The following is a 25,938-nucleotide window of genomic DNA, read 5'->3' as shown; positions in this document are numbered from 1 at the left end:
GCGGGCCTGCGACCCGTTGCGCGCCGGTGGCGCCAAGGGCGGTCAGAAATCGTTCCGCCGCAATGTCCGGTGCCGGCCGCCGCCGGCCCCCAAGGACCTGATCGCCTCGGCAATATCCTCCGCGGCCTGCTGTCGGATCGCCGCCACCCGGCCTTGAACCGATGGTCCCTGCAGCTGGCGGACATTCGGCGCGCGCGCTGCCGCGCCGCCGCCAAGCGCGCCCAACTGGGCCAGAAGCGGCATCATCTCGCTCTGCTTCATGCCGGAAAACGCAATCTGCTCGAACAGGTCGCGGATGTCCGGCCCCGGATCGCCGGTGATGACGGGATTGACGATGTCCTGCCGGGTGATCATGCCCTCGCGAAAATCGCGGTCGACCTTCGCCTTCTCCAGCTTCTTGAGGATGCACATCTTCACCAGGGAATCGTACAGTCCTCCCACCGACAGCGAATGGCCGTCGACATAGGCAAAGGCCAGCAGCTCGCTCAGGCGCACATCGACCGGCCGTCCGAGATAGTCACGGAAATCGCGAACGTGCAGTTCGATCGTATAGTTGCCGTCTTCCGGCCGGTTCCGGAAGCTTAACGTCTGCCCCTCGATTGCATATTCGATCCGCACCGCCTTCGCCATCTTGGTGCCACCGGTCTCGAGCGGCTGCGGAAATTCGACGAGCGCATTGTCGACCGTCACCGCGGTCGCCTTGGGGTCGAGCACGACCTCGCGGTAGCCCGACGCGGTATAGATGCCCAGCACGAACTGGCAGCGCAGCGCCGGCAGCATGGACGTGACGACCCGGTATTCGAAGGGGATGACCAGGCGCGAAATGGTGTACGGGAAGGTCCCCATTTTGGTGTCGCAGGGGATCCTGGTCGTCCATTCGCCGGTCTCCATGCTCACCAGCTGCCGGGTGCCTTCGCCGCCCTCGAGCCGGATCGAACGATGCCCGCGGTGCCCGGTCATGTTGACGGTGGCATTGCCGCTCAACGTGAACCTGTCCGGCTTGATCTCGCTGCGCTCGAAGGTGACGGCAAGCTGGCCCGTCGCCGCAGACCCGGCATTCATCGCGGAGAGATTCTCAGCCAGCGCGGACTTCACGAGACCATTGGCGATGCCGTCGGCCGCGAGCGTCGCCACCGCATTGGCAATGCCGAGCGCGGCGACAGCATAGATCTTGCCCACCACCCAGGCGGCGACCCAGCAGTACCAGGGAATGCTGACATCGACGTCCGGTTCGTCGTTCCTGGCTGACGGCACCAGCTGGTTGTCGCGTATGTCGAAGGTGAGATAGGCGCGGACCGAGCCGGAGGCCTTGTAGCAGAAGCCGGTCGTGTAGAAGTCCAGGTCGAGGATCACCTGCCCCTCGCCCAGCGCGTCGGCCACCCGAGTCAGCCGCAGTCCGTCCTGCACCTCGAATTCTTTCGCCCCGGCGCAGATGGAGGGCAACCGGTCCCAACGCCCGTCGAGATAGGCCTGATCACGCTGGATGCGTATCCCGCCGATCGTAACGGACGATGGCATCAGCCCTTCCATCAGGCTCGGGCAGAAGCAGAAACGGCAGAACGCCTGCGGCGACAGCGTCACCGCTATCGTCTGGTCGATGGGCAGGGCGAGCCTGGACTTCGTCCGCGGGCGCCCCTTGCCGACATTGCCGGCAAACAGAAATCCAGCCAGCACCATGGCCTGTTCCGCACGATCGGCTCCGCCGAAGGGAAACACCTCCAGCCCCGCATAGGCCGTGCGCGGCATGATGCTGCCGTCGACGCCGGGCGTTACGGGTATGCCGAGGTCGAGCCTGAACTCGCCGACGAGCGTTGCGAGTCCGCGAAGGGCCTCATCGGCGGTATCCTCGAAGCGGACGGCGTCCATGCCGGTGCCGGCAAGCGCGTTGCGGATCGCGCCTTTCGCCACATCGCTGAAGGCGACGTCCGCGCTTTCGGGGCGCGCGCGCAGAACAAGGACGGCGGTGCCTCCGCCCACCTCGATGCGGTGATCGAAAGTCGCCCGCACCGTACCGTCGAGCGGCGAGACGCGGATCCCCTCTGTCGAGACGTCGGAATCGGCGAACCGGATCTCGACGGCGATCGGCTGGTTCGTCCGCAGATCGACATCCAATGCCGTGACGATGATCTGTAGGCTGAAGGTCTGGCCATTGTCCGCATGGACCATCGTGTGCATGAACGGGGTGACGACCCGGCCGCGACCGGGAATGTCGATATTGGCTTCGAGCATATCCGCCACCAGACCGGCGCGGATTTCGGTGACCAGGTCGTAGCCGGCGAGCTCGGTCATGACTTCGCCCCCTTGGCCGGCAGTCGGAACAGCCCTTCGATGTTGATCCGCACGCTCTGGCGCGGCGCAGCGGCGAGCGCCTTGTAAACATCCTCGGCCACGCCGTCGGGGAGTTCGGGATGCAACTTGCGCACCGCAACTTCCACCGCAGGCGCCAGAACGACGCCGACATCCTTCAAAAGCCGCATCGGGTCGAGCAAGAAGAGATTGCCGCCATTCGGCATAGCGGCGATGCGCCTGACGATCTCGGCCTCGCATTTTCGCAGATCGTCGAGTGATTTCACGCCGATGGGGTCGGCCGGGAGCTTTCTCATCGCGAGTCCTTCCTTAACGGAGGCTTGGAGTAGAAATCGCACCGCTTCCGGATGAACCATCCTTTCCGCCCCGTTCACCAGGGTCGACGCGAACAAAAACACTTCATAATTTCAGTATTTTCTCGGGAAAAGCGCAAACGAGACCGGACGGGGCAGCTGAATGCCCAGATAACGTCCACGCTCGCGCGGACGATACTGGCAAATGCCAGTGGCCGGCATCGACCGAAATCGGGAAGACGGAACGCCCCGATCCCCGCGCGCGACATGAGCGACACCAGGCCCGGCCACGCACCGCGCCCGCCTTGCTGGTCCGAAGATCCGGGCACGGCCGAAGGCGCCGGCAGCCGATGAACGGCGGTGCGGACCGCGGCGGTTCCGCGATCAGCGGATCCAGACGATCTTGTAGATCACGCCGGCGAAGTCGACGTGAACCTCGACGAGGTCGCCCTGCCGATTGAGGGCGATGACCTCGAAATGTTCGGGACGCCGCTCGGCGGCGGCCCGGGTCCGGTAGCCTTCGCGTTCGACGATGCGCGCCAGCTCGGCCGGATCGAAGCGCGGCTGCGGCGGGACATCGTCGTCGTCGTAATCCTCGAGCTCGATCTCCTCCAGCCGGCCGAACCGATCGAGCGAAGCGCTCCAGGCCTGCCCTCGGGCATCGCGCGCAGGGATCTCGGTATGCTTGTTGCGGCGGACCGGCGCCCCCGCGGGACTGAGGCCGATCGCCTCCAGCGTCGAGCGGATCGTCGCGGTATCCGCCGGGCGGGACAATGCGCCGAGCAGCCTGTCGACCCGCGCGGCGTCGGCCGGGCCTTCTGCGGCGGGAGGCCCGGACGCAGCGTCCTCGGTGACGAGCGCAACGCGCCGTGCCTCGATGGTCCGGCCGCGCAGCCTGCCCTCGATCAGAAGGATCTGGCCAACCGCGACGGCGGCCGGCTTCTCGGTCGTCTCCGCCAGTTCGACGAGAATCCGGCCGGTTGCGTCCTCGACCAGCAGCCGGTCGCCGAAAATCTCGGCCACCCGGCCCCTCACCTGTACCTCGTTGCTCAGCGCCTGCTCGATCGTCACCTGCGCAAGGCGCGTTTGCGCCCGAGCCGGCGCCGGACCGGCCAGCCCGACCGCCAAAAACGAGACGAGAGCCGCCACGGCTGATGACAGGCGAAGGACTGGTGGATGGAAGCTGCGGGTGAACGGAGGCATCCTGTCCTCGCTGACGATCCTGGCGCTGCCGATACCGCCACGGCCTGCCCCAACCTTTGCTGACGTGCGCGGTTCAAGCTGGGTTAAGCTCGCCCGGCCTAACCGGATCCATCGGGGCGACGGAGCGGATTGGAGATGAGGCTGCTGCTCGTCGAGGACGATGCAACGCTTGCGGACGAGGTGGCAAGGCGCCTGCGCGCGGACCGCTATGCCGTCGACGTCAGCCGCAACGGCGAGGATGCGCTGCATCAGGCCAGCGAAGGCCCCTATGCGGCGGTGATCCTGGATCTCGGCCTGCCGGTGCTCGACGGCGTGACGATCCTGTCCCGGCTGCGGGCCTCGGGGGCCAAGGTGCCGGTGCTGGTGCTCACCGCGCGCGACCGGCTGGCCGACAAGGCCGCCGCCTTCCGCGCCGGCGCCGACGACTATCTGACCAAGCCGTTCCGGATCGAGGAACTGCTCCTGCGCCTCGACGCCCTGATCCGGCGCGCGGGCGGCCATGCCTCGCCGCATATCGCCATCGGCGACGTCTCGATCGACACGCTGACCGGCAGCGTCGAGCGGGAAGGCCTGTCGGTCCGGCTGACGGCGCTGGAGACGCGGATCCTGCTTTATCTCGCCCATCGGCCGCGGCAGACCGTCTCGCGCGCCGAACTGACCGAGCACGTCTATGACCACGACCACGACCGCGACTTCAATTCGCTGGAGGTCATCATCTCGCGGCTGCGGAAAAAGCTCGGCGACGATCTGATCCAGACGATCCGCGGCGCGGGCTACCGCATGAACGCGACGCCGCCGCCGTGATGCGCTCGATCGAGGTGCGGGTCGCAGGCCTCGTCGCCCTCGGCACGCTCGCCGCGCTCGTCGTCTTCGCCTGGGTCCTCGGCACGCTCGCCGAGGGTTACGCCCGGCGCGAACTGGAGGCGCGGCTCGAACGGATTGCCGGCGATCTCGCCACCGCGCTCGTCGTCAACGTGGACGGCACGCTCGAAATCGTCAGGCCCGTGGACGAGATCGCCTTCGACCGCGCTCGCTCCGGCTGGTACTGGATCGTCCGGCGCGGTGACGCGGTCATCGGACAGTCGCGGTCGACCGCCGGCCGGAACGCCATGGCCCTCGCGAGCGGAGGGGACGGCCCGGCGACCGGTCCGTTCGGCGAACGGGTCGCGATACGGCAGCGCGGCCTTGCCGGCACCGCCGATGCGAGGCTCTTCGTCGCCGCCCCGCTGGATAGCATCGGCGCGGAAGTCGCGGCGACGCGCTGGCTGGTCTTCCTGATCGCCGGCGCGCTCGGGACCATTCTGGTGCTCGGCACGAGCCTGCTCATCCACCACGCGCTGAAGCCCTTGCGTTCGCTGGTGAGCGCCATCGAGGATCTCGGCAAGGGACGGCGCGAGCGGGTGCCCGCGACGGGCATCGCCAACCTGGATTCGGTCGGCAACGCCGTGAACCGCCTGCATGCCGCGCTGGTGAAGGCCGCCGAGCGCGGACGCGAAGACGCACAGAACCTCGCGCATGCGATCAGGACCCCGTTGTCGGTCATCGCCTTGCGCTCCGCGGCCGGCGGAACGACGCCCGACCGGGAGGTGGCCGCCGCCGCGGACCTGATCCGGAGACAGGTCGACCGGCGGCTGGCGCGCGCAGGCGCCGGCGGCCGGCTCGCCTTCGGGCAACGGGCGACGGCCCTGCGGCCGGCGCTCGACGACGCAGTGCTGGTCGCCAGCCGCGTCCACGGCCAGCGGTCGATCACCGTGACGCTGGACGCCCCGGGCGGGCTGACGGTAGACGCGACCCGCGACGACCTCGACGAGATCTTCGGCGGCCTCGTCGACAACGCCTTCAGACATGCGCGCAGATCCGTGGCGATCCGCGTCGAGGCGGACGCCGGCCTGATCCATGTCACGATCTGCGATGACGGCTCCGGCATTCCCGAGACCGTGCTGCGGGCCTTGCCGCAGCGCGGACGGCGGCTGGACGAACTGTCGCTCGGAACGGGCCTCGGGCTCGCCATTGCGCGCGACATCGCCGCGGATATCGGCGGCGGCCTCGTCCTGTCGAACCGCGCACCGCCGGAGACCGGTCTGCGGGTCGAGGTGAGCCTGCCTGCGGCCTGAACCGCACCTGAACCGGCGTCAACAGCAAGGGTTCGGGAGCCTTCGGTGATCCTGCCTGCGTCACTCAACCGGAGAATATGGCAATGATCCCGTCGAAACCGTCCCTTGCGGCCATGGCCGCCACGCTCGCCGCCGGCCTGCTGGCCGCCTCGGCCGCGCCCGCCCAGATCCTCGGGCCGCCGTCCGCGCAGGTGCAGCAGCCCGCCGCCGGCACGCGGGCGACCGAGCCGCTGCAGACGCTGCGGGCACTCGGCCTGACGCCGATCGCGCCGCTCACCCGCGACGAGGACCATCTGGAGACGGAAGCGCGTGCCGCCGACGGCCGCCGGCTTTCGGTGTCCTTCGACCTTGCAGGCCGGCTCTGGGAAATCGAGGATGCCGATCACGATGCGGATCGGGTGGCCGAATGGCGCGACCTGGAACCGGCCGCGGTGGAACGCGTCGTCTCGGCGGCGGGCTTCACGTTCCGGCGCATCGTCGAGGAAAAGCCCCGCCATGTCGTCGCGCGGGCAGCGACGCGCGAGGGCGACGAGGTGGTGCTGCATGTCGACCGCAACGGCTACATCTACAAGCAGACCTGGCTGCGGTCCTGACGCCTCCCGTCCGGCGCGCCACCATGGCGCGCCGGCGATCACGAACCGGCATGGCGTTTCGAGATGACGGCGATCGCCGGCTATTCCACGCGGTAGCACGCGGCGGAGCCGCGCGCCTCCAGCCATTGGTTCAGCCAGCCGTCACGATCATGACGACACAGGAACCGGCCCGGCCCGCCCGCCGCGATCAACAGGCCCGCGAGGATGACGACGATCAGCACTCCCCACGGGACCATCCTCATGGCAGGGCTCGCCGCGGCCTACATCTTGCCGATCAGCACCGGCTCGTGCTCTTCGGCGAGCGCCTCATCGGGCAGGTCGGCGACCGCCGCCTGCAGGGTCGGGACGATGTCACGGGCGTGCTGGACAAGGGTATATTTCACCGCCAGCTCCGGGCGGATGAAGCCCTCTTCGCGCATATGGGTGAGCAGCACCTTGAGGGGATCCCAGAAGCCGTCGATATTGGCGATCACCACCGGCTTGCGGTGCCGGCCGAGCTGCGCCCAGGTGAGCTGCTCGACGAGTTCCTCGAGCGTGCCGATGCCGCCCGGGAGGGCGACGAAACTGTCGGCCTTGTGGAACATCATCATCTTGCGGACGTGCATGTCGGGAACCGTGATCAGCTCCTGAACGCCGTCCATCGCCATTTCCTTGCGCTTCAGGAATTCGGGAATGATGCCCGTCACCTGGCCGCCGTTCTGCAGCACCGCACCGGCCAGCGCGCCCATCAGGCCCGTGCCGCCGCCGCCATAGACGAGGCGGATGCCGGCCGTGGCCATGGCGGCTCCCAGTTCCTTGGCGGCCTGCAGATGGACCGCGGCATGGCCGTTGCCCGAGCCGCAATAGACGCAAATGGAACGGATGGTGGCCATGGCGGGTCCCCGGGCGTGAATCTCGCCTGCACCATAGCCGGCCTCTCGGCTTCGGTCAGCCTGCCAAATCGGCCTTTGTTGCGCCGCAGCGAAGGCCGGCGAAGGCGATGGCGCGGCTGACATGCGCCCCGGCCGCTGCAAAGGCCCGCACTCATGCTTATATCGGTTCCAGAAAAGACGCCGTAAGTGTCGCGATCCCGAAGCGCTTCGCCCCGAAAACCGGGCTCCGTCTGTGTTTCGGATGAGGGATACGAGCGCCCAAGGACCAGAGACCCGCTTGTCGACATCCGCTCCCAGCCCGGCGCGCGCGCCCGACCGCCCCCGTGTTTCCGCCGATGGCGGCGCGCTGTCGCGCACCATCGTGCATCTGTGGCCGTTCATCTGGCCGCAGGACCGGGCCGATCTGAAGCTGCGCGTCGTCTGGGCCATGGCGATGCTGGTGGTCGCGAAGGTCGTGACCATGGTCGTGCCCTTCACGTTCAAATGGGCGACCGATGCCCTGACCGCGCCGCGGGTCCAGGATGCCTCCTGGTGGCTGTGGCTGATGGCGCCGGCCGTGGTCCTCACCCTCGCCTATGGCCTGGCCCGCATCGTCATGGCGCTGATCACCCAGATGCGCGACGGGCTGTTCGCCAAGGTCTCGATGCACGCCGTACGCCGGCTTGCGCTGATCACCTTCGAGCACATGCACAAGCTGTCGCTGCGCTTTCATCTGGAGCGCAAGACCGGCGGCCTGACGCGGGTGCTGGAGCGCGGCCGCAACGGCATCGAGACCATCGTGCGCATGCTGATGCTGCAGCTCGCGCCGACGGTCATCGAGCTCGCGATGATCATCGGCGTGCTCCTGTGGATGTTCGACTGGCGTTACGTGCTGGTCATTCTCGTCACGGTGGCGCTGTACCTCTGGTTCACCTATGCGGCGACCGAGTGGCGCATCAGCATCCGCCGCGACATGAACGACAGCGACAACAATGCCAACGTCAAGGCGATCGACTCGCTGCTCAACTACGAGACGGTGAAATATTTCGGCGCGGAAGCGCGCGAAAAGGCCCGCTACGACGTCTCCATAGCGAAATACGAGGCCGCCTCGACCAAGGCCTATACCTCGCTCGCCGTGCTCAATGCCGGCCAGGCCGTCATCTTCACCCTGGGCATGACCGCGGCCATGGTCATGTGCGCGATCGACATTGCCGCCGGCCGCAACACGGTCGGCGATTTCGTCATGGTCAACGCCATGATGATCCAGCTCTACCAGCCGCTGAACTTCATGGGCATGGTCTATCGCGAGATCAAGCAGGCGGTGACCGACATCGAGGCCATGTTCCACATCCTGGAGCGCAGCCCGGAAATCCAGGACCGGCCCGGAGCTCCGGCGCTGGCGGTCAAGGGCGGCGCCATCCGGTTCGACAACGTCTCCTTCGCCTACGATCCGGCGCGGCCGATCCTCAACGGGGTCAGCTTCGACGTCGAGGCCGGCCAGACGGTCGCCATCGTCGGCCCCTCGGGGGCCGGCAAATCGACCATTTCCCGGCTGCTGTTCCGCTTCTACGAGATATCCGGCGGACGCATCACCATCGACGGCCAGGACATCCGCGAGGTCACCCAGGGCTCGCTGCGCCAGGCCATCGGCATGGTGCCGCAGGATACCGTCCTGTTCAACGACACGATCCGCTACAACATCCGCTACGGCCGCTGGGACGCGAGCGATGCGGAGGTGGAGACTGCGGCAAAGCTCGCCCAGATCCACGATTTCATCCTGCGCAGCCCCGACGGCTACGAGACCGAGGTCGGCGAGCGCGGCCTGAAACTGTCCGGCGGCGAGAAGCAGCGCGTGGCGATCGCCAGGACCATCCTGAAATCGCCGCCGATTCTCGTTCTCGACGAGGCGACCTCCGCCCTCGACAGCCATACCGAACGCGAGATCCAGGGCGCCCTCGACAAGGTGGCCGAGGGCCGCACCGCCATCGTCATCGCGCATCGGCTCTCCACCATCGTCGGCGCAGACCAGATCATCGTGCTCGACGGAGGACGGGTGGCTGAACGCGGCACCCATGCGGAACTGCTTGCGCGCGGCGGCCTCTATGCGGGATTGTGGAACCGCCAGCGCGAGGCGGCGGAGGCCCAGGAAAAGATGGCGGGGCTCGACCGCGGCACGCCCGCCCGCGCCCAGGAACCGAGCCTGCAACCGTCCGCCTCACAATCGCAAGAATCCATCCGTGAACTGCTGAACGAAACATCTGGCAAGACGCCGCAGGAAGCTGCGGAATGAAACCCATGGTCGAGGCACGCGAAAGGCCCCTGTCACTGTCCTATCGGCGGCCCGCCGATACGATCGAACGCGCCGCCCTGGAGCGCGCGCTCGACCAGTTGCGCCTGCAGCCGCAGGCCGACCTCGCCGAGGTCGGCTCGGGCGTCGGCCTCGGCCTCGTCTCGCTGATCTTCATCGGTCCGCTGGTGCTGCTGGCGGCCTGGGGACTGCAGTTCCTCACCGGCCTCAGCTTCGGAACCGACCGGACCTGGCTGATCGCGGCGCTGCTGTGGATCGCCGCCTGGGGCGGCACGGGCCTGGTCCGCGTCTTCGCGAAACGCGCCCGCATGAACGCGGCGCGGCGGGCGCTCGCCGCCGACATCGCTTCCGAGGAGGTGATCGAGGAGAGCTGGCGCTTCGTCGAGGCGATCGGCTACCAGGAGGCGGAACAGCTGCCGCTGCTCTATATCCTGCATGCCGACAATGGCGGCGCCGTCGCCTTCGAGGAAACCAAGCTGATCGGCCGCGAGCGCGTGCCCGGGGAAGCCGTCTTTTCGGCCGCGCCCTCCGACGCGGTGCTGGTGCGCGGCGCCAAATCGGGCCTTCTTGTCAGCGAGAACTATTCAGGTCCCACCCTGCCGATCCTCGAAATCCACCCGCTGACCCTGCCGCGCGACGAGCGGCCGGCCCACGGCACGCCGCTGAAGCGGCCGTGGAGCGCCATCGGTCCCTGGCTCACTGGCCGCAGCCGCCATTAGGCGCCGCACGGCCGGGGTATCCCGTCAACTCGAAGCCGGTCGCGCTCAATCGAGCTGGGCGCCTGAGGCGGCCACCACCTCGCGCCACTTGTCGATCTCCGCACGCATCACCGCGGTGAGCCGCTCCGGCCTGGTGTCCGGTTCGCGGATGATGCCCTGCTCGCGCAGGACCCCAGCCAGGGCGGGATCGGCCATGGAGTCGACGAAGGCCCTGTTGAGCTGATCGATCACCGCACGCGGCGTGTTCCTGGGCGCGACGATGCCGAAGAAGACGCTGACGTCGAACTGCGAAAGCCCCTGCTCGTGCAGCGTCGGCACCTGTGGCAGCGCATCGGAGCGCGCCAGCGTGGTCACGCCGATGGCGTTGATCGTGCCGGCCTGGATGTGCGGAGCGGCGGTCAGCACGTCGGTGAAGGTCATGTGCACGTGCCCGGCGATCAGGTCGTTGAGCGCGGGTCCCGTGCCCCGATAGGGCACGTGCTTGATCTCGGTGCCGAGCCGGCCGTTGAACAGCACGCCCGCCAGATGCGAGGACGCGCCGTTGCCCGAGGAGGCGAAGAACAGCCGGCCCGGCCGCTCGCGGGCATAGGCGACGAGCTCGGAGAGGCTGCGCGCCGGCACCTTGGGATGGACCGCGAGCACGTTGGGCAGCGCGCCGACCATCACCACCGGCTCGAAACTGTCGATGGGGTGATAGCCGAGGTTGCGGTAGAGGCTGACATTGATGGCGAGCGGGCCCGACGTGCCGAACAGGATGGTGGTGCCGTCAGGCGCGGCACGCGCCACCTCGACGGCGCCGAGATTGCCGCCCGCCCCCGGCTTGTTCTCCACCACCACGCTGCGGCCGAGCCGCTGCTGCAGGCCGTTGGCAAGATGCCGGGCCTGCGCGTCGGTCGGTCCGCCGGCGGCGAAGGGCACGACGAGCCGGATCACCCGGCCATCATCGGCGACGGCCGGCGGCGCGCCGGCAAGGGCGGCGAGGCACAGGACCGGCGCGAGCAGCGCCGAGAGCAGTTTCATGGAAAGTCCTCCTCCGGTCATGTCCGGGTTCGTCCCGGCTCTTGATCGCGACGGCCGGTCGGGCCGAGGTGTTCAGGCCATCCAGCCCGGGGCCGCCGGCCTCGTCCCTGTGGAAGCCAGCGTCGCGCCGCCGCCCGCGTTCACGCCCTGCGGCCCGGCAGCAGGCTGAGCGCCAGGCCTTCGTCGATGGCGTGCTGGGCGACGAGCGCCGCGATGGCGGCGGCCTCGCCATCCGGCGCAGGGCCGAGCGGATCCTGCGGCATCAGGCGGTGGGCCAGCACCAGATGGGCGAGCGCCAGGCGGCGCATGTCGGTGCCGATGCGCGCGGCCTCGTGCGCCATCACGATGGCGGAGGCGACGTGATAGAGGCCGCTCGCCATGCGCCGCGTCTCGATCTCGCGGGCCCGGTCGTTGGCGACCGTCTCGGCGAGGCTTGCGGCGCGCTCCAAGGCCCGGCCGAGCGCGGCCTTCGAGTCCGCGGGGATGCCCGGCCTCTCCAGAAGCCCGGCGAGATGCGCCTTCAGCGGGCCCAGCGTGCCTTCCCGGCGGATGGAACGGGTCACGTCGAGCGCCACGATATTGCTGGTGCCCTCCCAGATCGAGCCGAGATGGGCATCGCGCAGCACCCGTGCGTCCGACCATTCCTCGATATAGCCGCTGCCGCCGCGCACCTCCATGCCGTCGCCGGCCACCTTGCGGGCATCGCGGCAGGTACGGAACTTGAGCAGCGGGGTCAGGATGCGCATGAGCTTCGCCGCCTCGCCGTCGCCCGCATCGGCGCGCTTCAGGCACTCGGCCGTGTGCAGCGCCATGGAGCGGCCCTGCTCGGCGGGCACGATCAGCTTGACGAGCTGGCGGCGCATCAGCGGCAGGTCGACGAGATGGCGGCCGAAGGCCTGCCGGTGCCGGGCGATGAACAGCGCCTCGTGGGCGGAACGCAGCATCAGGCCGGCGGCGCGCACGGCATTGGACAGGCGCGACATGTTGATCATATCGGTCATCTGCTTGAAGCCGGCGCCCTCCTCGCCGACCAGATAGGCCTGCGCTCCTTCCAGCACGATCTCGCCGCTCGCCATGGAGCGGGTGCCCAGCTTGTCCTTCAGCCGGACGATCCGGTAGCTGTTGCGGCTGCCGTCGGCGAGAACGCGCGGCAGCAGGAACAGCGACAGGCCGCGCGTGCCGGCCTCCGCGCCCTCGGGCCGGGCCAGCACCATGGCAAGGTCCGCGCCGGCATTGGAGCAGAACCACTTGTCGCCGGTGAGCCGCCACGTGCCGTCGGGCGCCCGCGCTGCGCGAGTGGTGATGGCGCCGACATCCGAGCCGGCATCCTGCTCGGTCATGAACATCGCGCCCTGGAACAGGTCCTCGAAGTCCTGCGAGACCAGCCGCTCGCGGAACTGCGCCACCAGCGCGGGAGCGCCGAACCGGGTGAGCGTGCGCGTCAGCGAATCGGTCATGCTCAAGGGACAGCAGAGGCCGAATTCAGCCTGCACGAAGAGCATGGTCAGGCCGTATTTGACGACCGGCGGCAGCGGCTCGGGCCAGCCGAAGACGCCGGCGCGGTGCGACATGGCGGCGAGCCCGAACGTGCCGAAGGCATAGTGCTCGAGCTGCACATAGCTCGGATGCTTGTCGACCATCTGGATGTCGGCGCCGGTGCGCGTCCGGCTCCTCAGCTTCGGCGGATTGGCGTCGGCGGCAAGCGCAAGTTGCTCCAGCTCGGCACGGACCAGCGCGCCGAGGCGGACGAAATGAGGCTCCACCGCAGCGACCAGCGCGGGCTCGGCGTAGATGCGCAGCAGGCGGCCGAAGTCGGGGTCGCCGAGATAGGCATTGGTGCCGGTGCTGTCGGGAATGTTGCGGTGGACGAGAGCTGTCTCGGCGATCATCTGGCTCCTCCCGGGTCAGGGGCGAGCGTTATCGCGGCGGGTGCGCCGGTTCCAATATTGAATTAGCATCCGGCAATAGCGAGAAGGCTATCGACCAGCCGGCCGCGAACCTGCGGAGACCCGCCATGGCGCCGACCTTCCGGCAGCTGCGCTACTTCACCGTGCTGGCCGAGGAGCTGCATTTCGGCCGCGCGGCGCGGCGGCTGAACATCTCGCAGCCGCCGCTCTCGACCGGCGTGCGGCAGCTCGAGGAGGATCTCGGCGTCAAGCTGCTGGAGCGCAGCAGCCGGCGCGTCGCCCTTACCCGGGCCGGCGAAGCCTTTGCGGCACGGGCGGTCATGCTGCTCGGCCAGCTCGCCGAGGCCGAGGCGCTGACCCGCAGGATCGCGACGAGCCCGGGCGGCGTGGTGCGCGTCGGCCTGGTGCCGTCGATGATCTATCGCGGCCTGCCCGAGATGCTGCACGACTTCGCCGAGCGCCATGCCGGCTTCACCGTGGAGATCCGCGAGATGAACTCGGCGGCGCAGATCGCCGCCGTGTTCGAGAGCAAGATCGATATCGGTTTCATCCATGGCCTGCCCCTGCCGGCGGGCATGGAATCGCTGCTGATCATGGACGAGCCCTTCGTCTGCTGCCTGCCGGCCTCGCATCCCCTGGCCCGTTCGCGGCGCGTTCCGCTGGCCTCCCTCGCCCTCGAGCCCTTGATCATCTTCGCCCGGCCGCTCGCGCCGCACTATCACGACCATATCGTCTCGCTGCTGCGCGGCGCCGGCTTCGAGCCGCGCATCGTCCATGAGGTCGGGCACTGGCTGACCGTGGTGGCGCTGGTCGCGCACGAGCTGGGCGTGGCGCTGGTGCCGCGCGCGCTGTCCCATGCCGGCATTGCCGGCACCGTGTTCCTGCCGCTCGACCACCCGACCGCCCTGCACGAGGCGCGCGCCATCTGGTCGCCGGCCGAGGCCAATGCCGGCCGCGACCGTCTGATCGACTGCGTCCGCGACGTGGTGGCCCGCACGCGTCCCGCGCGCCATGACGAACCCGCAAGACCCGCCTCGTCCGGGCCGCGGCGGACGCGCCCGGCGCGGTGAAACTGGCCGGCGGCCGCGGGTGGCGGGCCGACAGGCGCGTCTGTGCGATGGCTTCCCTTGTGGCCGAGGCCATGCCACGGTGCCGGCTCGCCCGCGAAACGGGACCACTCAAGAGGGATCATTCATGGCCTGGGCTATCCTCGGCGTCATCGCTCTTCTCGTCGTCTATGCCATCTTCACCTATAACGGGCTCGTCGGCATGCGGCAGCGGGTCAATCAGGCCTTTGCCGACATCGACGTCCAGCTCAAGCAGCGTCACGACCTGATCCCGAACCTCGTGGAAACCGTGAAGGGCTATGCCGGCCACGAGCGCGAAACGCTGGAAGCCGTGGTGCAGGCGCGCAACGCCGCCCAGGCCGCTCAGGGCCCGGCGGCCCAGGCCGCCGCCGAACAGCAGCTGAGCGGCGCGGTCGGCCGGCTGCTGGCGCTCGCCGAGGCCTATCCGGACCTCAAGGCCAGCGCCAATTTCCAGCAATTGCAGACCGACCTGACCGATGTCGAGAACAAGCTTGCCGCCGCCCGCCGCTTCTTCAACAATGCGGTGAGCGAGTTCAATGCGGCGATCCAGGCCTTTCCGGCCGTGCTGTTCGCCAGCCAGATGGGCTTCACGCCCCGCGAGTTCTTCGATGTCGGAGCCGAGGCGCGGACCAGCATGGACGCGGCCCCGCCCACCGTGAAGTTCTGAGCAGCGCGGAACCAGGGCCATGCCGGGCCAGGCCTTCGGCCTCTACAGCCACATCCGCAACAACAAGGTGCGCTCGGCCTTTCTGCTGGCCGGGCTGTTCCTGCTCGCCTATGTCATGACCTTCGGGCTGATCCTGGTGTTCCACGGGCTCAACGGCCTGCCCTATGGCGCCAACCTGAAGTGGGAGACGTTCAGGACCTTTCTCGGCGCCATGCCCTTCGTCACGGCTGGGACGCTTCTTTGGGTGTTCCTCGGCTACCGCTTCAACGTGGCGCTGATCGGCGTCATGACCGGCGCTCAAGGCATCGCCCGCACGGATCATCCCAAGCTCTACAAGATGCTGGAGAACCTTTGCATCTCCCGCGGCATGACCGTGCCGAAGCTCGCCGTCGTCGAAAGCGACGCGCTCAACGCCTTTGCCAGCGGCGTCAACGACAGGCAGTTCACGATCACCGTGACGACCGGGCTCCTCGCCAATCTCAACGACGACGAGATCGAGGCCGTGCTGGCGCACGAGCTGACCCATATCCGCAACGGCGACGTCCGCCTGATGATCATCGCCGTGGTGATCGCCGGCGTCCTGTCGCTGATCGGCGAGGTCGTGTTCCGCATGTTCGCGAGCGGCGGCGTGCGCACGTCCTCGTCGAACAACGACGACCGGCGCGGCAACATGGTAGCGGTGCTGATCGGCATCGCCCTGATCGTCGTCTCCTGGTTCCTGGCGATCGTGGTGCGGCTGTCGCTGTCACGCTCGCGCGAATATCTCGCCGATGCCGGCGCCGTCGAACTGACCAAGAATCCCGACGCGATGATCTCGGCCCTCCTGAAGATTTCCGGACGGGCCGACATCCACGGCGTCCCGTCGGGCGTCATGGACATGTGCTTCGAGAACGATCCCGACGATTTCAGCGACCTGTTCTCGACCCATCCCTCCACCACCAAGCGCGTCCAGGCGCTGGTCGACATGGCCGGCGGACGGCTGCCGCAGGCCATGCCGCCTCACCCGCCCGCGATCCGCGACCGGCAGGACCTGCCGAGCGTGGTCGAGCAGCGCGGCCCCTGGGGCGCGCGGCCGCCGGCGGGCGGTCAGTCGCCGGGATAGGCCTGATGGCAGCAGGCGCAGAGCTTGTTGCCGTCGGGATCGCGGACATAGGCGCCATAATAGTGGGGATGGTAATGCGGGCGCAGGCCCGGCGGCCCCTCGTCGCGGCCGCCATGGGCGAGCGCCGCCCGGTAGAAGGCATCCACCGCCGCGCGGTCGGGCGCCAGGAAACCCGGCATGGCGCCGTTGCCGGCCCGCGCCGGATTTTCGTCGAAGGGTTTCAGGATCCAGTATTGCGGCCGCGTGCCGTCCTTCGCCGCATAGCCGGACGAGGCGGGAAAGTTCCAGCGCCTGACATAGCCGAGCGTACCGAGCACGGCGTCATAGAAGGCCCGCGCCCGCTCGATATCGTTGGTGCCGGCCGTGACATGGCTGAACATGGATGGTCTCCCGCCCTCCGCCGGCGCGCCGTGACGGGCGAAGGCGCACGAACCGCCCGGACTTCCGGCCGCCGTCCGCCCGCCGCCACCCGGCCGTTGCAGCAGGGCTCGAACAGAACGATGGCCCCAGCTTAAGCTGATTCCGCCGCGCCTCTACGGCCTGCCGGCGCCGGCGCCGCGGAAGGCGAAGCCGATCGGCTGGCGCGAGAAGCGGTCACGCAGCCACGAGGCCGCCGGCCCGGCCTTGCGCTGCTTGTGCCAGACGAGCTCCAGCGCCACCGGCCAGTCGCTGTTGTCGAAGGCAAGCGCCGGCATGACGATGTCGGGACGGGTCGAGGAGGCGGCGATGACGTGGTCCGACACGAAGGCCCAGCCGATGCCATGCTTGACCAGTTCCAGGATGACCCAGGGGCTTTCCACCCACCAGACCTCCGCGGCGACGCGCAGGCGCATCTTCTCCTGGCTGTCGGAACGGGTTGCCAGCATGATCTGGCGGTGGCGCTTCAGCTCCTCCCACGCCACCGGCTGGCGCGCGAGCGGATGGCCCGGCGCACAGACGAGCTGCAGCGGCACCCAGCCGATGGTGTGGAAGCCGAGCGCGGGCGGCAGCACCTCCTGCCGCCACATGATGCCGAGATCGGCGGAGCCGTCGAGCACCATGCGGCTGACATCCTCCATCAGCGGGAACAGGATCTCCAGCTCGACGGACGGAAAGGCAGCCGCGAAGGAGGCCATCAGCTCGCCGATCCGGCTTTCCGGATAGAGCTCGTCGACGGCCAGCACGAGCCTGTCCTCGACGCCCTCCTCGAGGCTGGCGGCAACCCCGATGAAATGCTCGCGCCGCTCCAGCACGACCCGGGCCTCGGCCAGCAGCCGCGTTCCGGCCGCGGTCGGCACCGGGTAGCGGCCGGTGCGGCTGAACAGCTTCACGCCGAGGTCGACCTCCAGATTGGCGACATGGGTGCTGACGGCCGACTGGACCCGGCCGAGGCGACGCGCCGCGGCCGAGAAGGAACCGGTTTCAGCTGCCGCGACAAAGGCTTCGAGCTGCTCGAGGGATATCGCCATCTATCTCTCAATCAGATGGTATCTAACTTGATGCTAGCACAAATAACGATAGAACGCGCGCAGATTCCATTGTCATGCAGAGCCTGTTTCATCATGCGCACATCGTCCGATCGCATCCGCCACACCATCCTGTTCGAGCTCGTCAGCCTTGCCATCGTGCTGCCGGCCGGCAGCTGGCTGTTCGGCATCCGCCTGGAGCAGATGGGCGTCATCGGCATCGGCAGCTCGATCGTCGCGACCGTCTGGAACTATCTCTACAATCTCGGTTTCGACCATCTGATGCAGTGGCGCACCGGCAGCGTGGCCAAAAGCTTGCCCGTGCGCGTCGCCCACGCCATCCTGTTCGAGGCAGGCCTGCTGATCGTGCTCCTGCCGGCGATCGCCTGGTATCTCGGCATCAGCCTGATCGACGCCTTCATCATGGATATCGCCATTGCCGGCTTCTATGTGGTCTACGCCTTCGTGTTCAACCTGGCCTATGACCGCATCTTCCCGCTGCCGGAGACGCGCGGCGAGCTGGCCGGCGCAGCGGCCTGACCAGGATGGGTGTGGGAGCCGGCAGGCGGTCCCCGGGGCCGCAGCCGCTCCTGCAGCAAGCCGGATCGGTCCGATCCGATCGCCCGCTAATGCCCGCGGTGGCGCATCGCCGCGACCGCCTCAGGCGTGACGTCGGGTGCCCTGCCGCCCCAGCGCGCGCGCATCCAGTTGGCGAGATCGGCCACCGCCCGGTCGTCGAGCTTGTCGGCGAAGCCGGGCATGGGCTGCATGCGCTCGAGCCCGGGGAAGCTCTGGGCGGGGATGCCGTTGAGCGTCGTGTGCAGGAAGTTGCGGGCATTGACGAGCCGCAGCGAGGCATTGGTCGCCATCGGCACGGCAACGTGGGGAATGCCCTCGCCCGCCGAACCATGGCAGCCGGCACAGAGGTTGAGATAGGTGGCGCGCCCGGCGCTCGCGACCGCCTGCGGCACCTCGGCGGGCGCCGGCGGCGGTGGCGGCGTTGCCGTGTCGGGCACCGTGTCGAGGTCGAACAGATAGGCCGACATCGCCTTCAGGTCGTCGTCGCTCATATATTGGGTGGAGAAATGCACGACCTCGAACATCTGGTTGGTCATCGAACCCTGGGCCGACAGCCCGGTCTTCATGAAGCGGGCGAGCGAGACCGGGTCGAAGCCCATGGCAATGAGGCCGGGCTTGGTGATGTCGGGCGCCTCGACGCCTTCGATCACCGCGCCGCGCAGATAGGCCGAAGGCTCCATGCCCTGCATGAGGTTGCGCGGCGTATGGCATTCGCCGCAATGGCCGAGCGCATCAACCACGTAGCGGCCGCGGTTCCACAGCGCCGACCGGCCGGCAACCGCAATATCGGTCTTGGCCGACAGGTTGACGAGGTTCCAGAAGGTCAGCGACTGCCTGATGTTGAAAGGAAAGCCGAGGCCGTTCGGCCCGTTCGGCACCGCCATCGGCTCGCGTGTCATCAGATAGGCGTAGACGGCATCGACGTCCGCCTCGGTCATCAGGCGATAGGAGGCATAGGGCATGGCCGGATAGAGATGCACGCCGCCCCGGCCGACGCCGTCGCGGACGGCGCGGTGGAATTCCGCACGGGTCCAGTTGCCGATGCCCATCTCCCGGTGCGGCGAGATGTTGGTGGCGTAGATGGTGCCGAAAGGCGTCTCGAACGGCAGGCCGCCGGCCCAGGGCGCGCCGTCCTTGGCGGTGTGGCAGGCGTAGCAGTCGGCCGCCGTGGCAATATAGGCGCCACGCGCGGCGAGGCGCTTCATCTCGTCGGCGCTCAGCGGCTGGTCGACGGCGCGCGTCACGACGCTGCGCTCGAACAGACCGAAAAAGACACTGCCCGCTGCGGCGCCGCCCAGCACGACGAGGACGGCCAGGGCCTTGAGGATCCCGCGCATGGTCATGATGCTCGCCCCGTCAGCCCCGGACCAGTCCAGGTGTCTTCAACACCACGTCGTGCACCGCTTCGTAATAGCGGACATATCCGGTGCATCGGCAGATATGGCCGTCGAGCGCCTCGGTGATGGTGCGCTCGAGATCGGCGCGCCGCACCGGATTGCGCCTCAGCCGGTCGATGAGCACCGTCGCGCCGATGACGAAGCCGGGCGTGCAATAGCCGCACTGGAACGAGAAATGCTCGATGAAGGCCTGCTGCACCGGCGTCAGCTCGAGCGCACCGGCCGCGCCGCGCCGCGCGAGCCCCTCGACGGTGCGCACCTTGCGGCCCTCGAACCAGTGGGCGCCGGTGATGCAGGTGCGCATCTCCTCCAGCACGCCGTCGTCGCGCTCGACGATGACGGTGCAGGCATGGCAGATGCCCTGCCCGCAGCCCATGCGCGCACCGGTCAGGTTCAGATATTCATGCAGGAAATCCTGCATCATCAGATCCTCGGGCACGCTGACCGGCCCGACCTTCTCGCCGTTGACGGTGAGCGACAGGGGCTTCTCGGCAAGGGTCATGACAGTGCGCCCCTGATCTTGGCTGCGGTGATCGGCAGTTCGTAGAAGCGCTTGCCGATGGCATGCGCGACGGCGTTGGCGATGGCCGGCACGACGGCGATCATCACCACTTCCGCCATGCCTTTCGGCGGATCGGTGTCGGAGAGCGGCGGCAGCACCTCGGCCGTCTGGGTCCAGACCGCGACATCGGCCGCCCGCGGCAGCTCGTAGCGGTTCCAGTTCCAGGTGCCGTCGCCCGGCCCGTCCTCGTAGAGCGGCAGATATTCGGTCAGGGCGTGGCCGATGCCCATGGCAAGGCCGCCCTGGATCTGGCCCGACACCAGTTCCGGCACCACCTGCCGGCCGCATTCGAGATAGGAATGGTGCGACAGGAGCGTGATCTTGCCGGTGCCGGTATCGACCGCCACCTCGGCCAGCGTCGCCATCGGCGCATAATAGGTGACGCCGGCATTGTTGCGCTGGGTCGGCGGATAATGGACCGCCGCGCGCTCGACGAAATGCCAGCCCCCGGTCGTCATCAGCGCCCTGCGTTCGGCCGGCGCGCCCTCGCCGTAGCGCAGGGCCAGCGCGTCGAGCGGCAGGCGCATGCGGCTCTCGCCGGGAAGATCGAACTCGGCCTCGGTCCATTGCCAGCGGTTGAAAGTGTGCACGGTGACGCCTGTGACGAGGCCGAGGCGATGAGCCTCGGCGGCCACCTGCTCCAGGCTCAGCGGCGGCAGGCCGCCGGCCTGCACCAGCCCGCGGGCGAGCCGCAGGTCCTCGCGGCGGACATTGTAGGGCGCGATAGCGCCGCCACCGATGCCGCGGCTCCACAACGACTTGGCCGCCGGCCAGACCATCTGGTCGAGCAGCAGCCGCGCCGCCTCGCGGGTGGCGTGGCCGAGATAATAGGCGCTGTTGGTGGCGCTCATCGGCGAGGTGAAGCGCGGCGTCCAGCGCGGATTGCGGCTCAGCCGGTCCTCTTCCTCCTGCGAGGTCGTATAGGGCTGGTCGGCCGTTTCCAGCGGCATCTGCGGCCAGCGCGTGACACCGTATTCGGTCTCGTCGGGAACCCGGCCGAGGATCTCGCCGACCATGATCGCCTGGGAGGTGGTGACGCCCGGCCCCATTTCATGCGCGACGTGGCGGAACGACAGCCGCCCCTTCGGATCGATCTCGAGCGAAGCGAGTGCCGCCTCCGCACCGGTGCCGTAGTCCTTCTGGACATGGGCGTAGCCGACGCCGTAGCGCTTGCCCGGATTGGCCGCCTCATAGGCCTTCTTCTTGTCGTGGCGGCCCGCCCAGAGCGGATGGGCGCGCGCGCGTTCGAGGATCTCCTCGTTGCGCAGCGCGCCGCCGGGGATCGCCCCTTGGGTGTTCTTCATGCCCGACTTGAAGACGTTGCGCAGGCGCAGCTCGATCGGATCGATGCCGAGTTCGGCCGCCACCTCGTCAATCATCATCTCGGTCGCCGACATCGACTGCAGCGTGCCGTAGCCGCGCGTCGACCCGGCCTCGACGCCGCGCGAGGCGAGCGCGATGGCCGAGACGTCGCTTTTCGGCAGATAATAGATCGACTGCGCCGCGGTGGCGCCGACGAAGGTCACCGAGAACGAGAAGTTCGGCCGGCCGCCGCCATCGCTGCGATAGCGGCCGATCAGCGTCTCGAAACGGCCGGTCTTGCGGTCGACGACCAGCGTCTTGTCCATCCAGAAGGCGTGGCGCTTCAGCCCCATCTGGAACTGCTCGAAGCGGTCGTTGGCCAGCCGCACCGGCCGGCCGTCGCCATAGAGCCCGGCAACGACGCAGAAGAAGGGGAAGATGCAGTGGTCCTTGGTGCCGTAGCCAACCGTATAGCCGGCCTTGAGATCGACCTCCTTCAGCGGAAAGCGCGAATGCCTGACGATCTCGGCCGAAACCTCGGCGACCTCCTGGGGCGACTGCGTGGCCATCATCAGGTGCAGCGTGCCGCTCGCCTGATCGTACCAGACATTGCCGTTGTCGGCCTCCATGGCCGAGGCATCGATCGACTGGGAGAAGTAGTTGCGCTTGAACACCAGCTTGTCCGGGCCGGCGCTGGCCGCGCCTTCGGCGATCTGGCTCGCCGCGGCCATGCCACGGGCCATGGCGTCGCCCTCGCCCGCGGCCGGCCAGGCCGGCTCGTCGCCGTTGAACTTGGCGAAGATGACCGCGTCCTTCAGCGGCGAGAAACGGTCCTCGGCCTGCGGGCTGTCGCCCTCGATGCGGACATAGCGCGAGGCGCCGTAATGCGGCGGCGGGTTGTAGGGGGTCCTGGCGCCGTAGCGCACCACGCTCTCGTCGAAACGGATGCGGCGCTTGGCGGCATCGTAGCGGGCGAAATCACGATAGATCAGCAGCGCGACCGGCTGGCCGAGCAGCCGCGGCGTCTGCCCTTTCGGAACGAGGAAGACGTCGCCGAAAAAATCCTGGCTGGGCACGACGATGCCGTCGGCAATCAGGTTTTCATGGAGCACCACGCGGTCGGGCTTCAGGTCCTCGCCGAGCACGGCGAGATCGATGCCCTCGAAGCTGCGGTCGGCCTTGGTGGCATGGATCAGAAAGGCATGCGACTGCTCTTTCGGCCAGCCTTCCAGGTCGCGCGCGCGGTAGTCCCGTGTGAAGGTCTTGGCTCCCGTCACCTTGGCAACCGCGTCGAGCCGGTAGCGCGGCCGGCCGTCCGGTTTCAGCCAGTCCGGGCCGGGCCTCGGCGGCGTCTGGACCAGCGAGGCTTCGGCCGACGGTGCGAGCAGCGAGACCTTGACCGCGACACCTGCAACCAGCGTGGTGTTGAGAAAACGTCTGCGCGAGATGGCTGCGACCATCGACCAGCTCCATCATCATCGCGCCGCATGTTGGAAAGGTTCCAGATTCGCAGCGCGTGGCCGCACAATAGCGCAAGGCCACGAGGCTCGTATGCGTAAGATTCCGGTGCGTGCAAGATGCGGCGCGCAGCCGCTTCCCGCTTTGCGCGCAATGAGAGTCGATTGTGCGGGACGGTGCTCAGGAGCGGTCCGACCGCCGGCCCTCGCTCGCTGCCGCGGCAGCGGCAAGAGCCTCGGCGAGCACCTGGGGATCGCCGATGTGGTTGGCGAGCAGCAGCACGAGGCGGGCATTCAGATCCGCGCTCGCCGCCTCGGTCAGGCCGCGGTGCGCCTCGACGATCAGCCGAAATGCGGCATCGGGATCGGGGAAGCGCGGCGAGGTGTCGAGGTGGGCCATGGTGCGCCTCCGCCTGTCAGGAAAATCCGAGCGCCCGGCGCCGCGCCGCGCGCACGGCCCCGGCATCGAAGTGGCGCCAGCGTGCGGTCAGGTGTCCGTCCGGACGCAGAAGATAGACCGCTCCCGGCGTCGCGTCGAAACGGCTGGCGAACAGTCCCTCGACGTCGTTGAAATCGGTGCCGCACGCGAGCACCCGGATATCGGGCGCCGGCGGCGGCGGCCGATCGCCGGCGGCAAGCAGCACGAAACCGCCGGCGGCGCATTCCGACAGGAAGCCTGCCCGGCCATCGGCCAGGGTCACCGGCGCGTCGGGCACGGGCGCGCCGAGGCGCGCCGCGCCGCCCCAGACCGTGTCATCGGGCGTCGACAGCGGGGTGTCATAGGTGGTGGCGGTGGACAGGCGGCCCGAATTGACCAGGCGCTTGGCGAAGGCGGTGCCGCGGGCAAGCTCCAGCACGGCATCGCGCAAGCGCTTCTCGCCGGGCCCCGGCGGCGCGATGAAATCGGTGGCGCGGGTCGAATTGAGAATGTTCTCGTCCGCTGCCGCGCCGCGCTCGGCATCGTAGCTGGCGATCAGCCCGGGCCCCGCCTCGCCGGCCAGCACCGCCTTGAGCTTCCAGGCGAGGTTTTCGGCATCCTGCACGCCGGAATTGGCGCCGCGCGCGCCGAAGGGCGAAACCTGATGGGCACTGTCGCCGGCAAAGATCACCCGGCCATGGACGAAGCGTTCCAGCCGCCGGCACTGGAAGGTGTAGATGGAGACCCATTCCAGCGTGAAGTCGTCGTGGCCGAGCATGCGCCTGATGCGCTCGGCGACATGGTCCGGCCGCCTCTCGGTCTCGACATCCGCGTCGCGGCCGAGCTGCAGATCGATGCGCCAGACGTCGTCGGGCTGCTTGTGCAACAACGCCGACTGGCCAGAATGGAACGGCGGCTGGAACCAGAACCAGCGCTCGGTCGGAAAGGCCGCGGTCATCTTGACGTCGGCGATCAGGAAGCGGTCGTCGAACACCTCGCCGGCAAAATCGAGCCCCATGAAGCCGCGCATCGGCGAACGGGAGCCGTCGCAGGCGACCACCCAGTCGGCATCGATCCGATAGGGGCCATCAGGCGTCTCGATGGTCAGCGTCACGCCGTCGGCAGCCTGCGCGACACCGGCGACACGGTTGCGCCAGCGCAGATCGATCCTGTCGGGCAGAGCCCGTGCCCGCGCCGCGAGCGCGGCCTCGACGTAATATTGCTGGATGTTGATGAAGGCCGGCATCTTGTGGCCGCCCTCGGGCAGCAGGTCGAAGCCGTAGAGCTCCCCCTCGCCCAGGAAGACCCGCCCGCGCTGCCAAGTGACGCCCTTGTCGACGAGGCCCTCGCCGACGCCGAGCCGGTCGAAGATCTCCAGCGTGCGCTTGGCGAAGCAGATGGCCCGGCTGCCTTCCCCGATGCGGTCGGAATCATCGAGCAACACCACCCGGACGCCCTGCGCGGCAAGGTCGAGCGCCAGGGTCAGGCCGACGGGGCCGGCCCCGACGACGACGACCTGATGGCGCGTGCGCGGGCAGGCGTCCTGATCGGCGCAGCGCCGATAGGCGAACTGGAAGGCCGGCTCCGCCGGCTCGCTCACGGAGGTCGGTCTCATCAGCGTCCGCAGATAGTTACAGATGCAACGACGGCCGCCTTCATGCACCATCGCGGCCGGGCCGTCCACACTCGCCGATGCGGCCGGGCGCGGCCAGCCCCGCCTCACCGCACCGGCGGTGGGCGCCGAAGCGGCGCTTGACATGCGGTTGACATTCGCCGGATCGAGGAAGCCGCGGTGGACGGCGATATCGGCAATGGCCGCTCCGGGCTCGGCCGCAGGCTTCGCGCGGGCCTTGTCGAGGCGCCTCGTCCGGATCGCTTCGGCGACACCGGCGCCTCCGCCTTGGAAAGACGCCGCTGCGTGGCGCGAGCAGCCGATCATGGCCGGAGCCCATGCCTCGGCGCCGGGCGGCGGCGAATGGTGCCGGCTGGGCCGCGCGGGCTGCATGCTCAAGGCCTTCGAGCGCGACGGGCGTTGCATCATCCTGTTCAGCAAGCGCTGCAACGCAAGCTGAGGCGCGCGCGGGCGCCCATGATCCTGTTCAGCGACAACCGCAGCGCGAGCCGACCTGCGGCTTCCGCCCGAACCACTCCGTCATGCCTGCACGCGGGCGACCGCGCTGGCCGTCTTCAGGAACACGCTGAGCGCCCGCGACACCATGACGAAGACGATCACGGCGAGAATCATTTCAAGCACATGACCGCGCCGGATGAGAAACCGATAGAAGCCATAGGAAAGGAAGGGCCAGTGGGTGCGATAGGGCGCAAGACCCGGCGTCCACGGGCGCAGCAGCACCGCCTTCGCCGGCAGGCCGAGCTCATTGGCGACATAACGCGGCCAGAACGAGGCGAGCCACAGGATCGAGGCGGCGAGCGCGGTCCAGGCAAGGATGGAGGTCAGCATGGCCCTGCCGCGGCGCCGGTCAGCCGCCGCTCGGCGCGCGCGGCGCCTCCGCGCGCGGCGCGAGGATGGGCCCGATGATCCGCACCGGACGGCGCTCCGCGCCTGTCGCCGTATCGACCTCGCCCTGCGGCTCGACCGCCTGCGG

24 protein-coding genes are annotated in these 25,938 nt (G+C 68.5%); 10 read left to right on the top strand and 14 right to left on the bottom strand.

All coding sequences use genetic code 11. The features are described 5' to 3' along the window. Positions 1–42: 42 nt before the first annotated feature. Together OZ671_RS22070 and OZ671_RS22065 are read right to left on the bottom strand one after the other, a co-directional pair. Positions 43–2,547 carry a hypothetical protein gene (locus OZ671_RS22070; RefSeq protein WP_268862717.1) on the bottom strand — a complete coding sequence of 835 codons (2,505 nt, stop codon included), beginning with the start codon at positions 2,545–2,547 and terminating at the stop codon, positions 43–45. Between the two features lie 437 nt (positions 2,548–2,984). Further along, entirely contained in the window at positions 2,985–3,671 is a 687-nt protein-coding gene (locus OZ671_RS22065; protein WP_268862716.1) for a hypothetical protein, read from the bottom strand. Positions 3,672–3,938: 267 nt separating this feature from the next. On the opposite strand from OZ671_RS22065, the gene OZ671_RS22060 reads away from it, so the two are divergent. The 3 genes from OZ671_RS22060 to OZ671_RS22050 all read left to right on the top strand — a co-directional run bounded on the left by OZ671_RS22060 (position 3,939) and on the right by OZ671_RS22050 (position 6,510). Further along, positions 3,939–4,607 (top strand): response regulator transcription factor, encoded by a 669-nt coding sequence (locus OZ671_RS22060; protein WP_268862715.1) that lies wholly within the window; start codon positions 3,939–3,941, stop codon positions 4,605–4,607. Then, a complete protein-coding gene (locus OZ671_RS22055; protein ID WP_268862760.1) occupies positions 4,607–5,917 on the top strand; it encodes a sensor histidine kinase in 1,311 nt (436 codons plus the stop codon). The genes OZ671_RS22060 and OZ671_RS22055 overlap by 1 nt, the downstream gene beginning before the upstream one ends. An 83-nt stretch (positions 5,918–6,000) precedes the next feature. Beyond that, positions 6,001–6,510: a hypothetical protein gene (locus tag OZ671_RS22050; protein WP_268862714.1), complete on the top strand. Its 510-nt coding sequence runs from the start codon at positions 6,001–6,003 to the stop codon at positions 6,508–6,510. 80 nt (positions 6,511–6,590) lie between these two features. Here OZ671_RS22050 and OZ671_RS22045 read toward each other — a convergent pair whose 3' ends face one another. Beyond that, positions 6,591–6,731, bottom strand: a complete 141-nt coding sequence (locus OZ671_RS22045; protein ID WP_268862713.1) for a hypothetical protein — start codon at positions 6,729–6,731, stop codon at positions 6,591–6,593. 39 nt (positions 6,732–6,770) lie between these two features. Then, the gene (locus OZ671_RS22040) at positions 6,771–7,382 is read right to left on the bottom strand and encodes a TIGR00730 family Rossman fold protein (RefSeq protein ID WP_268862712.1); all 612 of its coding nucleotides are present in this window, start codon (positions 7,380–7,382) and stop codon (positions 6,771–6,773) included. 241 nt (positions 7,383–7,623) lie between these two features. Between OZ671_RS22040 and OZ671_RS22035 the strand changes: the two genes are divergently transcribed. Both OZ671_RS22035 and OZ671_RS22030 read left to right on the top strand, forming a co-directional pair. Further along, positions 7,624–9,651, top strand: a complete 2,028-nt coding sequence (locus tag OZ671_RS22035; protein ID WP_268862711.1) for an ABCB family ABC transporter ATP-binding protein/permease — start codon at positions 7,624–7,626, stop codon at positions 9,649–9,651. Beyond that, positions 9,648–10,388, top strand: a complete 741-nt coding sequence (locus OZ671_RS22030; protein ID WP_268862710.1) for a hypothetical protein — start codon at positions 9,648–9,650, stop codon at positions 10,386–10,388. Before OZ671_RS22035 ends, OZ671_RS22030 begins: the two co-directional genes overlap by 4 nt. A gap of 45 nt (positions 10,389–10,433) precedes the next feature. Here OZ671_RS22030 and OZ671_RS22025 read toward each other — a convergent pair whose 3' ends face one another. Further along, entirely contained in the window at positions 10,434–11,408 is a 975-nt protein-coding gene (locus tag OZ671_RS22025) for a Bug family tripartite tricarboxylate transporter substrate binding protein (RefSeq protein ID WP_268862709.1), read from the bottom strand. Positions 11,409–11,548: 140 nt separating this feature from the next. Then, complete coding sequence (locus OZ671_RS22020) at positions 11,549–13,297, bottom strand: acyl-CoA dehydrogenase family protein (protein WP_268862708.1); 1,749 nt, start codon at positions 13,295–13,297, stop codon at positions 11,549–11,551. A 125-nt stretch (positions 13,298–13,422) separates the two neighbouring features. Here OZ671_RS22020 and OZ671_RS22015 point away from each other — a divergent pair, with 125 nt between their 5' ends. The 3 genes from OZ671_RS22015 (at position 13,423) to OZ671_RS22005 (ending at position 16,172) form a co-directional block, all read left to right on the top strand. Continuing rightward, positions 13,423–14,385, top strand: coding sequence for a LysR family transcriptional regulator (locus OZ671_RS22015; protein ID WP_268862707.1), 963 nt, complete (start codon positions 13,423–13,425; stop codon positions 14,383–14,385). A 124-nt stretch (positions 14,386–14,509) separates the two neighbouring features. Beyond that, on the top strand, positions 14,510–15,070 hold the full coding sequence (locus tag OZ671_RS22010; protein WP_038311536.1) for a LemA family protein: 561 nt from the start codon (positions 14,510–14,512) through the stop codon (positions 15,068–15,070). Between the two features lie 19 nt (positions 15,071–15,089). Further along, positions 15,090–16,172, top strand: coding sequence for a M48 family metallopeptidase (locus OZ671_RS22005; RefSeq protein ID WP_268862706.1), 1,083 nt, complete (start codon positions 15,090–15,092; stop codon positions 16,170–16,172). Here OZ671_RS22005 and OZ671_RS22000 read toward each other — a convergent pair. After that, positions 16,157–16,552, bottom strand: a complete 396-nt coding sequence (locus OZ671_RS22000; RefSeq protein ID WP_268862705.1) for a VOC family protein — start codon at positions 16,550–16,552, stop codon at positions 16,157–16,159. The genes OZ671_RS22005 and OZ671_RS22000 overlap by 16 nt on opposite strands. A 153-nt stretch (positions 16,553–16,705) precedes the next feature. Continuing rightward, positions 16,706–17,620, bottom strand: coding sequence for a LysR family transcriptional regulator (locus OZ671_RS21995; RefSeq protein ID WP_268862704.1), 915 nt, complete (start codon positions 17,618–17,620; stop codon positions 16,706–16,708). A gap of 93 nt (positions 17,621–17,713) precedes the next feature. Here OZ671_RS21995 and OZ671_RS21990 point away from each other — a divergent pair, with 93 nt between their 5' ends. Then, positions 17,714–18,157 (top strand): PACE efflux transporter, encoded by a 444-nt coding sequence (locus OZ671_RS21990; RefSeq protein WP_268862703.1) that lies wholly within the window; start codon positions 17,714–17,716, stop codon positions 18,155–18,157. An 86-nt stretch (positions 18,158–18,243) separates the two neighbouring features. On the opposite strand, the gene OZ671_RS21985 is transcribed toward OZ671_RS21990, so the two are convergent. The 5 genes from OZ671_RS21985 to OZ671_RS21965 form a co-directional block, all read right to left on the bottom strand. Then, complete coding sequence (locus OZ671_RS21985; RefSeq protein ID WP_268862702.1) at positions 18,244–19,539, bottom strand: cytochrome c; 1,296 nt, start codon at positions 19,537–19,539, stop codon at positions 18,244–18,246. Positions 19,540–19,552: 13 nt separating this feature from the next. After that, positions 19,553–20,095 (bottom strand): (2Fe-2S)-binding protein, encoded by a 543-nt coding sequence (locus tag OZ671_RS21980; protein ID WP_268862701.1) that lies wholly within the window; start codon positions 20,093–20,095, stop codon positions 19,553–19,555. Next, positions 20,092–22,917, bottom strand: coding sequence for a xanthine dehydrogenase family protein molybdopterin-binding subunit (locus OZ671_RS21975; RefSeq protein ID WP_268862700.1), 2,826 nt, complete (start codon positions 22,915–22,917; stop codon positions 20,092–20,094). The genes OZ671_RS21980 and OZ671_RS21975 overlap by 4 nt, the downstream gene beginning before the upstream one ends. 178 nt (positions 22,918–23,095) lie before the next feature. After that, positions 23,096–23,314, bottom strand: a complete 219-nt coding sequence (locus OZ671_RS21970) for a DUF2783 domain-containing protein (RefSeq protein ID WP_268862699.1) — start codon at positions 23,312–23,314, stop codon at positions 23,096–23,098. A gap of 16 nt (positions 23,315–23,330) precedes the next feature. Further along, on the bottom strand, positions 23,331–24,932 hold the full coding sequence (locus OZ671_RS21965) for an FAD-dependent oxidoreductase (RefSeq protein ID WP_268862698.1): 1,602 nt from the start codon (positions 24,930–24,932) through the stop codon (positions 23,331–23,333). A gap of 37 nt (positions 24,933–24,969) precedes the next feature. Between OZ671_RS21965 and OZ671_RS21960 the strand changes: the two genes are divergently transcribed. After that, positions 24,970–25,404 carry a hypothetical protein gene (locus OZ671_RS21960; RefSeq protein ID WP_268862697.1) on the top strand — a complete coding sequence of 145 codons (435 nt, stop codon included), beginning with the start codon at positions 24,970–24,972 and terminating at the stop codon, positions 25,402–25,404. 80 nt (positions 25,405–25,484) lie between these two features. Here OZ671_RS21960 and OZ671_RS21955 read toward each other — a convergent pair whose 3' ends face one another. Then, entirely contained in the window at positions 25,485–25,793 is a 309-nt protein-coding gene (locus OZ671_RS21955) for a hypothetical protein (RefSeq protein WP_268862696.1), read from the bottom strand. Positions 25,794–25,938 lie beyond the last annotated feature (145 nt).

Origin of the sequence: Phreatobacter sp. AB_2022a, from assembly GCF_026847585.1 — a bacterium.
Lineage (GTDB): Bacteria > Pseudomonadota > Alphaproteobacteria > Rhizobiales > Phreatobacteraceae > Phreatobacter.
This window is presented reverse-complemented; position numbering and strand designations above follow the sequence as displayed.

Excerpts from the sequence above, each read along its gene's own strand:
- OZ671_RS22070 (WP_268862717.1), bottom strand. The coding sequence starts at position 2,547 with ATGCGAGGCCGAGATCGTCAGGCGCATCGCCGCTATGCCGAATGGCGG.
- OZ671_RS22060 (WP_268862715.1), top strand. The coding sequence starts at position 3,939 with ATGAGGCTGCTGCTCGTCGAGGACGATGCAACGCTTGCGGACGAGGTG.
- OZ671_RS22055 (WP_268862760.1), top strand. The coding sequence starts at position 4,607 with ATGCGCTCGATCGAGGTGCGGGTCGCAGGCCTCGTCGCCCTCGGCACG.
- OZ671_RS22050 (WP_268862714.1), top strand. The coding sequence starts at position 6,001 with ATGATCCCGTCGAAACCGTCCCTTGCGGCCATGGCCGCCACGCTCGCC.
- OZ671_RS22040 (WP_268862712.1), bottom strand. The coding sequence starts at position 7,382 with ATGGCCACCATCCGTTCCATTTGCGTCTATTGCGGCTCGGGCAACGGC.
- OZ671_RS22035 (WP_268862711.1), top strand. The coding sequence starts at position 7,624 with ATGAGGGATACGAGCGCCCAAGGACCAGAGACCCGCTTGTCGACATCC.
- OZ671_RS22030 (WP_268862710.1), top strand. The coding sequence starts at position 9,648 with ATGAAACCCATGGTCGAGGCACGCGAAAGGCCCCTGTCACTGTCCTAT.
- OZ671_RS22025 (WP_268862709.1), bottom strand. The coding sequence starts at position 11,408 with ATGAAACTGCTCTCGGCGCTGCTCGCGCCGGTCCTGTGCCTCGCCGCC.
- OZ671_RS22020 (WP_268862708.1), bottom strand. The coding sequence starts at position 13,297 with ATGATCGCCGAGACAGCTCTCGTCCACCGCAACATTCCCGACAGCACC.
- OZ671_RS22015 (WP_268862707.1), top strand. The coding sequence starts at position 13,423 with ATGGCGCCGACCTTCCGGCAGCTGCGCTACTTCACCGTGCTGGCCGAG.
- OZ671_RS22010 (WP_038311536.1), top strand. The coding sequence starts at position 14,510 with ATGGCCTGGGCTATCCTCGGCGTCATCGCTCTTCTCGTCGTCTATGCC.
- OZ671_RS22005 (WP_268862706.1), top strand. The coding sequence starts at position 15,090 with ATGCCGGGCCAGGCCTTCGGCCTCTACAGCCACATCCGCAACAACAAG.
- OZ671_RS22000 (WP_268862705.1), bottom strand. The coding sequence starts at position 16,552 with ATGTTCAGCCATGTCACGGCCGGCACCAACGATATCGAGCGGGCGCGG.
- OZ671_RS21995 (WP_268862704.1), bottom strand. The coding sequence starts at position 17,620 with ATGGCGATATCCCTCGAGCAGCTCGAAGCCTTTGTCGCGGCAGCTGAA.
- OZ671_RS21990 (WP_268862703.1), top strand. The coding sequence starts at position 17,714 with ATGCGCACATCGTCCGATCGCATCCGCCACACCATCCTGTTCGAGCTC.
- OZ671_RS21985 (WP_268862702.1), bottom strand. The coding sequence starts at position 19,539 with ATGACCATGCGCGGGATCCTCAAGGCCCTGGCCGTCCTCGTCGTGCTG.
- OZ671_RS21980 (WP_268862701.1), bottom strand. The coding sequence starts at position 20,095 with ATGACCCTTGCCGAGAAGCCCCTGTCGCTCACCGTCAACGGCGAGAAG.
- OZ671_RS21975 (WP_268862700.1), bottom strand. The coding sequence starts at position 22,917 with ATGGTCGCAGCCATCTCGCGCAGACGTTTTCTCAACACCACGCTGGTT.
- OZ671_RS21970 (WP_268862699.1), bottom strand. The coding sequence starts at position 23,314 with ATGGCCCACCTCGACACCTCGCCGCGCTTCCCCGATCCCGATGCCGCA.
- OZ671_RS21960 (WP_268862697.1), top strand. The coding sequence starts at position 24,970 with ATGCAACGACGGCCGCCTTCATGCACCATCGCGGCCGGGCCGTCCACA.
- OZ671_RS21955 (WP_268862696.1), bottom strand. The coding sequence starts at position 25,793 with ATGCTGACCTCCATCCTTGCCTGGACCGCGCTCGCCGCCTCGATCCTG.